The 11,972-nt window shown below is 60.5% G+C and carries 10 protein-coding genes; 5 read left to right on the forward strand and 5 right to left on the reverse strand.

All coding sequences use genetic code 11. The features are described 5' to 3' along the window. Nucleotides 1-12: 12 nt before the first annotated feature. The 4 genes from frr to rpsB all read right to left on the reverse strand — a co-directional run bounded on the left by frr (nt 13) and on the right by rpsB (nt 3,290). The gene (gene frr / locus F2S13_RS08300) at nt 13-570 is read right to left on the reverse strand and encodes a ribosome recycling factor (RefSeq protein WP_166359987.1); all 558 of its coding nucleotides are present in this window, start codon (nt 568-570) and stop codon (nt 13-15) included. Beyond that, on the reverse strand, nt 567-1,310 hold the full coding sequence (pyrH, locus tag F2S13_RS08305; protein ID WP_099773716.1) for a UMP kinase: 744 nt from the start codon (nt 1,308-1,310) through the stop codon (nt 567-569). The genes frr and pyrH overlap by 4 nt, the downstream gene beginning before the upstream one ends. A 190-nt stretch (nt 1,311-1,500) precedes the next feature. Continuing rightward, nucleotides 1,501-2,364, reverse strand: coding sequence for a translation elongation factor Ts (tsf, locus tag F2S13_RS08310; protein ID WP_166359988.1), 864 nt, complete (start codon nt 2,362-2,364; stop codon nt 1,501-1,503). Between the two features lie 188 nt (nt 2,365-2,552). Next, nucleotides 2,553-3,290 (reverse strand): 30S ribosomal protein S2, encoded by a 738-nt coding sequence (gene rpsB, locus F2S13_RS08315; RefSeq protein WP_166359989.1) that lies wholly within the window; start codon nt 3,288-3,290, stop codon nt 2,553-2,555. A 357-nt stretch (nt 3,291-3,647) separates the two neighbouring features. On the opposite strand from rpsB, the gene map reads away from it, so the two are divergent. Genes map through dapC form a run of 3 tightly spaced genes read left to right on the forward strand, consistent with a single transcriptional unit; the run spans nt 3,648 to nt 8,368 of the window. Further along, nucleotides 3,648-4,427 carry a type I methionyl aminopeptidase gene (gene map / locus F2S13_RS08320; protein WP_166359990.1) on the forward strand — a complete coding sequence of 260 codons (780 nt, stop codon included), beginning with the start codon at nt 3,648-3,650 and terminating at the stop codon, nt 4,425-4,427. Nucleotides 4,428-4,460: 33 nt separating this feature from the next. Then, a complete protein-coding gene (locus F2S13_RS08325) occupies nt 4,461-7,160 on the forward strand; it encodes a [protein-PII] uridylyltransferase (protein ID WP_166359991.1) in 2,700 nt (899 codons plus the stop codon). A gap of 17 nt (nt 7,161-7,177) precedes the next feature. Continuing rightward, a complete protein-coding gene (dapC, locus tag F2S13_RS08330; RefSeq protein ID WP_166359992.1) occupies nt 7,178-8,368 on the forward strand; it encodes a succinyldiaminopimelate transaminase in 1,191 nt (396 codons plus the stop codon). 190 nt (nt 8,369-8,558) lie between these two features. Here the strand turns inward: dapC and F2S13_RS08335 are convergent, their stop codons facing one another. Then, nucleotides 8,559-10,202, reverse strand: coding sequence for a Na+/H+ antiporter (locus tag F2S13_RS08335; protein WP_166359993.1), 1,644 nt, complete (start codon nt 10,200-10,202; stop codon nt 8,559-8,561). A gap of 311 nt (nt 10,203-10,513) precedes the next feature. On the opposite strand from F2S13_RS08335, the gene F2S13_RS08340 reads away from it, so the two are divergent. Both F2S13_RS08340 and dapD read left to right on the forward strand, forming a co-directional pair. Continuing rightward, nucleotides 10,514-10,876 carry an ArsC family reductase gene (locus F2S13_RS08340; protein ID WP_166359994.1) on the forward strand — a complete coding sequence of 121 codons (363 nt, stop codon included), beginning with the start codon at nt 10,514-10,516 and terminating at the stop codon, nt 10,874-10,876. A 42-nt stretch (nt 10,877-10,918) separates the two neighbouring features. Beyond that, complete coding sequence (gene dapD, locus F2S13_RS08345; RefSeq protein WP_166359995.1) at nt 10,919-11,953, forward strand: 2,3,4,5-tetrahydropyridine-2,6-dicarboxylate N-succinyltransferase; 1,035 nt, start codon at nt 10,919-10,921, stop codon at nt 11,951-11,953. The last annotated feature ends 19 nt before the right edge of the window (nt 11,954-11,972 follow it).

The raw sequence follows: 11,972 nt of genomic DNA on the forward strand, positions 1-11,972 counted from the left end.
CGCCTTTAACCCTTATACGGCCATCAAGTCCGCTTCTTTCTGTTTCACGGCAACTTCGATCTCGGCCACGAACTTGTCGGTCAACTTCTGAATTTCATCCGCTGCGCGACGTTCTTCGTCTTCGCTGATCTCTTTCTCTTTGACCAGGTCCTTGAACTGACTCAGCGCATCGCGACGGATGTTGCGCACAGCAACACGGGCATCTTCAGCCGCTTCGCGGGCCTGCTTGGTGAAGCCCTTGCGGGTTTCCTCGGTCAGGGCCGGCATGGAGATCAGCAGCAATTCACCCAGGTTGGTGGGGTTCAGGTTCAAGCCGGCGCTCTGGATCGCCTTGTCGACGGCTGCCAGCATGTTGCGCTCGAATGCCACCACTTGCAGGGTACGCGCATCTTTGACCGTGATGTTGGCCACCTGCTTGATCGGCGTGTCAGAACCGTAATACGGCACCATCACACCCTCGAGAATGCTTGGGTGAGCCTGACCGGTACGAATACGGCCGAAGGCATGCGCCAGGGACTCCAGCGACTTCTTCATGCGCTCTTGAGCGTCTTTCTTGATTTCGTTGATCATTCTTCGCCTTCCTCGATCAGAGTTCCTTCAGCGCCGCCCACTACGATATTCAGCAGAGCGCCAGGCTTGTTCATGTTAAACACCCGCAACGGCATCTTGTGATCGCGGCACAGGCAGATAGCGGTCAGGTCCATCACGCCGAGTTTGCGATCGAGTACTTCATCGTACGTCAGACGGTCAAATTTCTCAGCATGCGGATCCTTGAATGGATCGGCAGTGTACACACCATCGACCTTGGTTGCCTTGAGGACCACATCGGCATCGATTTCGATGGCGCGCAGGCAGGCTGCCGAGTCGGTGGTGAAGAACGGGTTGCCGGTACCGGCGGCGAAAATGACGACATCGCCGGAATTGAGGTGGCGAACACCCTTGCGACGATCATAGTGATCGGTAACGCCTACCATGGAAATCGCCGACATGACGATGGCAGGGATATTGGAACGCTCCAGCGCGTCGCGCATGGCCAAGGCGTTCATTACGGTTGCCAGCATCCCCATGTGGTCGCCGGTGACACGGTCCATGCCGGCAGCGCTCAGGGCTGCACCACGGAACAGGTTACCACCGCCGATGACCAGACCGACCTGGACACCGATACCGACCAACTGACCGACTTCCAGTGCCATGCGATCCAGCACTTTCGGGTCGATCCCGAACTCTTCCGAGCCCATCAGGGCCTCGCCGCTAAGTTTGAGCAAAATGCGTTTATAGCGAGGTTGACGACCACTAACCTGCTGAGCCATTGCGAGTTCTCTCCTGCGGCGTTTTTAAAAAATTCTGAGCCGGCTGTTTACAGCCTGGGCTAACTCTAGCGTGGCGCAGCGACTGCGCCATGGGGGATCGGCCTTGTAAGCCATCAACCCCCTGCCCTTTGACAAAGAGGCTGCGCGCGTGAGCGGGCAGCCTCTTCGGGGCGACAGATAGAAATCCGTCTTATTGCTTGGCAGCAGCCAGTTGAGCGGCAACTTCTTCAGCGAAGTTGTCAACTGGCTTCTCGATGCCTTCGCCTACCTTGAAGTAAGTGAAGGAAACGATTTCAGCGCCAGCTTTCTTGGCCAGGTCACCGACCTTGACTTCAGGATTCTTGACGAACGCCTGCTCAACCAGGCTGGCTTCAGCCAGGAACTTGGCGATACGGCCTTTGACCATGTTCTCGACGATGTTCTCAGGCTTGCCTTTGATCTTGTCTTCGTTCAGGGTCAGGAAGACGCCTTTTTCGCGCTCGATCGCTTCGGCAGAAACTTCCGAAGGCAGCAGGAACTCAGGGTTGCTAGCTGCTACGTGCATGGCGATGTCTTTGGCCAGCTCGACGTCACCGCCTTTCAGGACAACAGCAACACCGATCTTGTTACCGTGCAGGTAGGTACCGACAACGTCACCCTCAACGCGCACCAGGCGACGGATGTTGACGTTTTCGCCACACTTGGCAACCAGGGCTTCACGAGCGGCTTCACGGGAAGCGATCAGCGGAGCTGCGTCGGTCAGCTTGTTGGCAAAAGCTTCTTCAACGCTTTCAGCGACGAAGTTCTTGAAGTCGTCTTGCAGGGCCAGGAAGTCGGTCTGCGAGTTGACTTCCAGCAGGACGGCTACCTTGTCGTCTGCCTTGATGGCGATGGCGCCTTCAGCGGCAACGTTGCCAGCCTTTTTGGCAGCCTTGATGGCGCCCGAAGCACGCATGTCATCAATGGCTTTTTCGATGTCGCCGCCAGCCTTTTCCAGGGCCTTTTTGCAATCCATCATGCCTTCGCCGGTACGCTCGCGCAGTTCTTTGACCAGCGCTGCAGTAATTGCTGCCATTTCAAATTCCTCTTGGATAGGTTTTCAACCATTCCACCCGATGCTCACGGGCGATCAATTCTTGAAACCCGTTACCGGTTACTGCGCAAAAACAAGAATGCAATGACTACGCCGGTAAAGGGATTTCGAGGTGGCAAAAAGGGGGCAAAGCCCCCTTTTTGCTTACTGAGTCAACGCCAGGGCGTCAATTACTCAGCTGCGGCTGCCGGAGCTTCTTCGACGAACACTTCGGTACCGCCAGCAACGTGGTTGCGGCCACGGATGACAGCGTCAGCCATCGAACCCATGTACAGCTGGATGGCGCGAATGGCGTCATCGTTGCCTGGGATGATGTAGTCAACGCCTTCAGGGCTGCTGTTGGTATCGACAACGCCGATGACCGGGATGCCCAGCTTGTTGGCTTCGGTGATTGCGATGCGCTCGTGGTCAACGTCGATCACGAACAGCGCGTCAGGCAGACCGCCCATGTCCTTGATACCACCCAGGCTGCGATCCAGTTTTTCCAGATCACGGGTGCGCATCAGGGCTTCTTTCTTGGTCAGCTTGGCGAAGGTGCCATCTTCGGCCTGGGTTTCCAGGTCGCGCAGACGCTTGATCGAAGCACGGATGGTTTTGAAGTTGGTCAGCATGCCGCCCAACCAGCGGTGGTCGACGTACGGCGAACCGCAACGTGCTGCTTCTTCAGCAACGATCTTGCCAGCCGAACGCTTGGTGCCGACGAACAGGATCTTGTTTTTGCCCTGGGCCAGGCGCTCAACGAAAGTCAGAGCTTCGTTGAACATAGGCAGGGTTTTTTCAAGGTTGATGATGTGAATCTTGTTGCGCGCGCCGAAAATGAACTTGCCCATTTTCGGATTCCAGTAACGGGTTTGGTGACCGAAGTGCACACCGGCCTTCAGCATATCGCGCATATTGACTTGGGACATGATAGTTCCTTGATAAGTCGGGTTAGGCCTCCACGTATCCCAATGACCAACCAGCAGCTTCGAGCTCCGGGCACCCAGGTCATCGTGTCGACACGTGTGTGGGTTTAGGCTTTCGGGGGTATCCCCGTAAAGCGGCGCATTTTATATCACAGAATTGAACGCAGAGAAACCCGAAATCACTTTACCGAACCACCAGCGAACCACGGCTTTTGCGTGCAGGCTTGATTCGCGCAACAATGGCCCTCATCACCTTTATATAGAGATGCAATCGCAGGCGCAGCATGCAACGACCGCGCGTCTGTTAGAATTGCGACTTACCCGTGTTTACATGCGCCAACGCGCGCCGAGAGAGCCCGTATGACTGTCACCATCAAAACCCCCGAAGACATCGAGAAGATGCGCATCGCCGGCCGTCTGGCTGCCGAGGTGCTGGAAATGATCGGTGCATACGTCAAGCCCGGCGTTACCACGGAAGAGCTCGACCGCATCTGCCACGACTATATCGTCAACGAGCAGAAGGCGATCCCTGCCCCACTGAATTACAAGGGCTTCCCCAAGTCCATCTGCACCTCGATCAACCACGTGGTTTGCCACGGCATCCCCAACGACAAGGCGCTCAAGGATGGCGACACCCTGAACATCGATGTCACGGTGATCAAGGACGGCTACCACGGCGACACCAGCCGCATGTTCCACGTCGGCACCGTGCCGGTCTGGGCCGAGCGCCTGTCTCAGGTGACCCAGGAATGCATGTACAAGGCCATTGAACTGGTCAAGCCGGGCTGCCGCCTGGGCGATATCGGCGAAGTGATCCAGAAGCACGCTGAAAAGAACGGCTTCTCGGTGGTGCGCGAGTTCTGTGGCCACGGCATCGGCAAGGTGTTCCACGAAGAGCCGCAGATCCTGCACTATGGCCGTGCCGGTACCGGCATGGAACTCAAGGAAGGCATGACCTTCACCATCGAGCCGATGATCAACCAGGGCCGTGCCGAAACCAAGGTGCTGGGCGATGGCTGGACCGCCATCACCAAAGACCGCAAGCTGTCGGCCCAGTGGGAACATACCCTGGTGGTCACCGCCACCGGCTATGAAATCTTCACCTTGCGCAGCGATGACACCATCCCACGCGCCTCTTGATTGAACTGTTCTCGATAAAGGAAGGCGATCTCGATGCCCCAGGTTGACCCGGAGCTGTTCGACCGCGGCCAGTTCCAGGCCGAACTGGCCTTGAAGGCGAGCCCCATCGCTGCCTTCAAGAAAGCGATCCGCCAGGCCCGCGAAGTGCTCGATACGCGCTTTCGCAACGGCCGGGAAATCCGCCGCCTTATCGAGGACCGTGCCTGGTTCGTCGATAACATCCTGCAACAGGCCTGGAAGCAGTTCGACTGGAGTGAAGACGCCGACATCGCCCTGGTGGCCGTCGGCGGCTACGGCCGGGGTGAACTGCACCCCTACTCCGATATCGACCTGCTGATCCTGCTCGACAGCGCCGACCACGAGATTTTTCGCGATTCCATCGAACGCTTCCTGACCCTGCTCTGGGACATCGGCCTTGAAGTCGGCCAGAGCGTGCGCTCGATCGAAGAGTGCGCCGAACAGGCCCGTGCCGACCTCACCATCATCACCAACCTGATGGAAAGCCGCACCATAGCCGGCCCCGAACACCTGCGCCAACGCATGCTGGATGTCACCAGTACGGCGCAGATGTGGCCGAGCAAGGAGTTTTTTCTGGGCAAGCGTGCCGAGCAGAAGGCCCGGCACCACAAGTACAACGACACCGAATACAACCTGGAGCCCAACGTAAAGGGCTCGCCAGGTGGCCTGCGTGACATTCAGACCATCCTCTGGGTAGCGCGGCGCCAGTATGGCACCCTGAACCTGCACGCCCTGGCCGGCGAAGGCTTTTTGCTGGAAAGCGAAAACAACCTGCTGGCTTCTTCCCAGGAATTCCTGTGGAAAGTGCGTTATGCCTTGCACATGCTCGCGGGCCGCGCCGAAGACCGGCTGCTGTTCGACCACCAACGAAGCATCGCCGGCCTGCTGGGCTTCAAGGACGACGATGGCAAGCGGGCCATCGAGCGCTTCATGCAGAAGTACTACCGGGTGGTCATGAGCATCGCCGAGCTCAGCGACCTGATCATCCAGCACTTCGAGGAAGTCATTCTCGCCCCCGACTCGAGCAGCAGCACACAGCCGCTCAATTCGCGCTTTCAGCTGCACGATGGCTATATCGAGGCGACCCACACGAACGTGTTCAAGCGCACGCCGTTCGCCATGCTGGAAATATTCGTGCTGATGGCGCAACACCCTGAAATCAAGGGCGTACGCGCCGACACCATTCGCCTGTTGCGCGAACATCGCCACCTGATCGACGATGATTTCCGCAATGATATTCGCAATACCAGCTTATTCATCGAATTGTTCAAGTGCGAGATCGGCATCCACCGCAACCTGCGGCGCATGAACCGCTACGGCATCCTCGGGCGCTACCTGCCGGAATTCGGCGATATCGTCGGGCAGATGCAGCATGACCTATTCCACATCTACACGGTCGATGCGCACACCCTCAACCTGATCAAGCATCTGCGCAAACTGCAGTACACCCCGGTTTCCGAGAAATTCCCGCTGGCCAGCAAGCGCATGGGCAAGCTGCCGAAACCGGAGCTGATCTACCTGGCCGGGCTCTACCACGACATCGGCAAGGGCCGCCAGGGCGACCATTCGGACATCGGCGCGATCGATGCCGAAGCGTTCTGCAAGCGTCATCAACTGCCGGCCTGGGACAGCCGCCTGGTGGTCTGGCTGGTGCAGAACCACCTGGTGATGTCGACCACCGCCCAGCGCAAGGACCTCTCCGACCCGCAGGTCATCCATGATTTCGCCCACCGGGTCGGCGACCAGATTCATCTGGATTACCTGTATGTGCTGACCGTGGCCGATATCAACGCCACCAACCCGAGCCTGTGGAACTCCTGGCGTGCCAGCCTGCTGCGCCAGCTCTACACCGAGACCAAGCGCGCCCTGCGCCGTGGCCTTGAGAACCCGCTCGACCGTGAAGAACAGATCCGCCAGACCCAGAGCGCGGCCCTCGACATCCTGGTGCGCAACGGCACCGACCCTGACGATGTCGAACAACTCTGGGCGCAATTGGGTGACGATTACTTCTTGCGCCACACCGCCGGCGACGTCGCCTGGCACAGCGAGGAGATCCTCCAGCAACCGGCCGACGGCGGCCCGCTGGTACTGATCAAGGAAACCACCCAGCGCGAGTTCGAGGGCGGCACCCAGATCTTCATCTACGCACCCGACCAGCACGACTTCTTTGCCGTGACGGTGGCGGCGATGGACCAGCTCAACCTGAATATCCACGACGCCCGGATCATCACCTCCAGCAGCCAGTTCACCCTCGACACCTATATCGTGCTCGACAACGACGGCGGTGCGATCGGCGACAATCCGAAGCGCGTCAAGGAAATCCGCGAAGGCCTCACCGACGCCCTGCGCAACCCCGATGACTACCCGACCATCATCCAGCGTCGGGTGCCGCGCCAGCTCAAGCACTTCGCCTTCGCTCCGCAGGTGACCATCCACAACGATGCCCAGCGCCCAGTGACCATTCTCGAGCTCAGCGCACCGGATCGTCCGGGTCTGCTGGCCCGAATCGGCAAGATCTTCCTGGAATTCGACCTGTCGCTGCAAAACGCCAAGATCGCCACCCTGGGCGAACGGGTGGAAGACGTGTTCTTCATCACCGACGCCAACAATCACCCACTCTCCGACCCACAACTGTGCAGTCGGTTGCAGGACGCAATCGTCAATCAACTGAGCGTCAATCAGGCCGGCATCGAAATATCGCGCCTGACCATTTAGTTCGAGACTCGTACCTTATGAATAATGCGTTGAACCAGCTCCAGCCCTACCCGTTCGAGAAACTCCGCGCCCTGCTCGGCAGCGTCAAACCTTCGGACAAACGCGCCATCGCCCTGTCGATCGGCGAGCCGAAGCACCGTTCACCAAGCTTTGTCGCCGAGGCGCTGTCGGCCAATCTCGACCAGATGGCGGTCTACCCGACCACCCTGGGCATCCCGGCCCTGCGCGAAGCCATCGCCCATTGGTGCGAACGCCGTTTCGGCGTCCCGGCAGGCTGGCTGGACCCGGCACGCCATGTATTGCCGGTCAACGGCACCCGCGAAGCGCTGTTCTCCTTTACCCAGGCCGTGGTCAACCGCAGCGACGATGCGCTGGTGGTCAGCCCCAACCCGTTTTACCAGATCTATGAAGGCGCGGCTTTCCTGGCCGGCGCGCAGCCGCATTACCTGCCGTGCCTGGACGAAAACGGTTTCAACCCGGACTTCGATGCCGTGCCGGCCGAAATCTGGCAACGCTGCCAGATTCTCTTCCTGTGCTCGCCGGGCAACCCGACCGGTGCGCTGATCCCGCTGGAAACCCTGAAAAAGCTGATCGCCCTGGCCGACGAGCACGACTTCGTGATCGCCGCCGACGAATGCTACAGCGAGCTGTACTTCGACGAACAAACCCCGCCCGCCGGCCTGCTCAGCGCCTGCGCCGCCCTGGGCCGCAGCGACTTCAAGCGTTGCGTGGTGTTCCACAGCCTGTCCAAGCGCTCCAACCTGCCGGGCCTGCGCTCAGGCTTCGTGGCCGGTGACGCCGATATCCTCAAGGCCTTCCTGCTGTACCGCACCTACCACGGTTGCGCCATGCCGGTTCAGACCCAACTGGCCAGCATCGCTGCCTGGAACGACGAAGTGCATGTGCGCGCCAACCGCGCCCTGTACCGCGAGAAGTTCGATGCCGTGCTGGAGATCCTCGCACCGGTGCTGGATGTGCAAAAGCCCGACGGCGGCTTCTACCTGTGGCCGAAAGTGCCGATGGACGATGCCCAGTTCTGCCGCGACCTGTTCGAGCAGCAGCACGTCACCGTAGTGCCGGGCTCTTACCTGTCGCGCGAGGTCGACGGCCTCAACCCGGGCGCCAATCGCGTGCGCATGGCCCTGGTCGCGCCACTGGCCGAGTGCGTCGAAGCCGCCGAGCGGATTCGCGACTTTGTAAAAGGCTGACACGCACCCTGCCCGCCATCTGCAGGCGCTATCTTTGGGGCGAACGGCGCCCCATGTAGCCGCTGCCGCAGGCTGCGCTCGACCGCGGCAGCGGGCGCAAGATTTCGAAATTGCCAGGGGCCTTGCGGCCCCAGCGCAGCCTTCGGCAGCGGCTACGCCGACCGTGCCCCCCCCCCGCAGATTGCTGCGATCACACCTTCCCCAGCTTCGCCTCGCTCAGGTCCAGCTCCCCCAGTACCTCACGCAAGACCTCATCGCCGATCTGGTCATGACGCCGTAGCTTGTACAGCTCCAGGCGCTGAGCCTTCAGCGCGCGCACCCGCAGCCGGCGCTCGAGCTGATCCATCTGCCAGGCCAGGGCCTGGGCCTCGGCCGAATCATTGAAGACATCCAGCTGGTGACGATATTCGGACATGATCTGCGCCTTTAGCTCGGCCGCAAGCGCCGCCTGCGCCGCATCCTGGGGCGCCGCCTGTTCGACAGTGTCCTCGGCCTCGAGGGCATGAATCGCCGCTTCGGCAGTGCGTCGCCAGGTCTGGCGAACCTCCTCGCGCAAGGCATCATCCGAGCCCCTGGGAATCGCTCGCAGCAATAGCGGCAACGCAATGCAGGCCGCCACCAGTGACAACAGGATCACCCCGGCAGCAATGAAGATCAGCAGGTCACGCTCGGGAAATCCCGTGCCTGCATCGATCAACAGCGGCACCGACATGACACCCGCCAGCGTCACCGCACCGCGCACGCCGCCAAATGTCAGCAACCAGCAGGAGCGTGCATTGGGTACCCGCGTAAGCTCGGTCTTACCGCGCCAGCGGCGCACGGCACCGATCAGGCGCCAGATCCCTTGCACCCAGATGAACCGAAGGACCAGCAGCACCAGAAAGATCGCCACCACGTCCAGGCAACGCCACAACAGGGTTGGCCACAGCGATGTCTCGTGACTGACGACGGCCTTGATGATGTCCGGCAGTTGCAGCCCCAGCAGCAGGAAGATCAGACCATTGAAAGCAAACTCCAGCAGCGCCCAGACACTGCGATTGAGCAGGCGGGTGCTGGTCTGGCGGGGCAACAAGTCCAGCCAGCTTTGCATCATGCCGGCCGCCACCGCCGAAAGGATGCCCGAAACGCCCAGGCGCTCGGCCAACACGTACGCAGCAAAGGGCAGCAACAACATGAACACCACGTGGGTGGCCGGATCGTCCCAACCGCGGGCAATCATCCAGCTGCGCAGGCGGCCGAGCAGCCAGCTCAGGACCACGCCAGTGGCGAGGCCACCGCACGCTACCAGCACAAAGGAAAGGCTCGCCTCGGTCAGCGAAAACACCCCTGTGATGGCCGCTACCAGGGCGAACTTGAAGGTCACCAGGCCCGACGCATCGTTGAGCAGGGCTTCGCCCTGCAGCATGCGCATCAAGGGTGTGGGCAGGCGATCCTGGGCAATGGCCGAAACCGCCACGGCGTCGGTGGGCGACAACACCGCTGCCAGGGCAAAGGCCACCGGCAACGGAATACTGGGCATCAGCCAGTGAATGAAATAACCGGCGCCCACCACGGTAAACAACACCAACCCCACCGCGAGGGTAATGATCGGCCCACGCAGCCGCCACAGGTCGCGCTTGGGCATGCGCCAACCATCGGAGAACAGCAAGGGTGGCAGAAACAGGAACAGGAACAACTCCGGATCCAGTGCCACGTGCAGGCCCAGCGTCGGCCACGCCAACAGCGCCCCCGCGCCGATCTGCACCAACGGCAAGGGCAACGGAATCACCCGTCCAATCAGCCTGGAGACACTGACCAGCATCAACAGGATCAGGACGGTATAAGCGGACTGCATAAGGCTGGGTTTCTCCTGGTTGCGCGATCGACGAATTGATCCGGATAAAGGTTCGCCATTGAAGCGACATATTAGCGGTTTACCCTGTTAGCGGACCGCTGCACAAAAGTCGCAGAATCCGGGTTAACCTGTAACACAATGCTACACACTCTCGTTCCCACGCTCCGCGTGGGAATGCGGCCCCAGACGCTCTGCGTCGAACCCGGGGAGCCACGACGCAGCGCATCAGCCGCGGCATTCCCACGCAGAGCGTGGGAACGAGATTGAATCGTGGCATAATCCGTCACCGTTTTTTTCCAAGGGGGCAATCCGTGACTGATAACAGCAATTCGTTGCACCTTTATGGGATCAAAGCGTGCGACACCATGAAGAAAGCGCGTACCTGGCTTGATGAAAAAGCCATTGAGTACAGCTTCCATGATTACAAGACGCTCGGCATTGACCGTGAGCACCTGACCCGCTGGTGCGACGAGCATGGCTGGCAGGTCGTCCTCAACCGCGCGGGCACCACGTTTCGCAAGCTTTCCGAAGAACAGAAGGCCGACCTGGATCAGGCCAAGGCGATCGAGCTGATGCTCGCGCAACCGTCGATGATCAAGCGCCCGGTGCTCGACCTCGGCGGCAAGACCGTGATTGGCTTCAAACCCGACATTTATGCGGCGGCCGTCCAGTAATACTGGCGATCATGGCCCCACTCATTCGCAAGAGGTAACTGCATGTCCACTACCCTGTTCAGCCTGGCCTTCGGCGTCGGCACCCAGAATCGTCAAGGCACCTGGCTGGAAGTTTTCTATGCACAACCGCTCGTCAATCCTTCGGCCGAGCTGGTAGCCGCCATCGCACCCGTGCTGGGTTACACCGGTGGCAACCAGGCCATCGCGTTCACCACCACCCAAGCTTCGCAACTGGCTGATGCCCTGAAGGGCGTCGACGCTGCCCAGACCGCCCTGCTGACCCGCCTGGCCGAAAGCCACAAGCCGCTGGTTGCCACCCTGCTGGCCGAAGACGCGCCGCTGACGTCCACGCCCGAGGCCTACCTCAAGCTGCACCTGCTGTCCCACCGCCTGGCCAAGCCCCACGGCTTGAACCTGACCGGCATTTTCCCCCTGCTGCCGAACGTGGCCTGGACCAGCCAGGGCGCGGTCGATCTGGCCGAACTGGCCGAGCTTCAGCTCGAAGCACGCCTCAAGGGCGAGCTGCTGGAAGTCTTCTCGGTGGACAAGTTCCCGAAAATGACCGACTACGTGGTCCCGAGCGGCGTACGTATCGCCGACAGCGCTCGTGTACGCCTGGGCGCCTACATCGGCGAAGGCACCACCATCATGCACGAAGGCTTCGTCAACTTTAACGCCGGCACCGAAGGCCCGGGCATGATCGAAGGTCGTGTCTCGGCTGGCGTGTTCGTCGGCAAGGGTTCGGACCTGGGTGGCGGTTGCTCGACCATGGGTACCCTGTCGGGCGGCGGCAACATCGTCATCAAGGTCGGCGAAGGCTGCCTGATCGGCGCCAACGCCGGCATCGGCATCCCGCTGGGCGACCGCAACACCGTCGAAGCCGGCCTGTACATCACCGCCGGAACCAAAGTGGCCCTGCTCGATGAACAGAACCAGCTGGTCAAGGTGGTCAAGGCCCGTGAACTGGCTGGCCAGACCGACCTGCTGTTCCGTCGCAACTCGATCAACGGCGCGGTGGAATGCAAGACCCACAAGTCGGCCATCGAGCTGAACGAAGCACTGCACGCTCACAACTAAGTGGCGTAGTCAGGCCCGG

It is taken from the genome of Pseudomonas akapageensis, assembly GCF_011355085.1.
In the GTDB taxonomy this organism is placed as follows: domain Bacteria; phylum Pseudomonadota; class Gammaproteobacteria; order Pseudomonadales; family Pseudomonadaceae; genus Aquipseudomonas; species Aquipseudomonas akapageensis.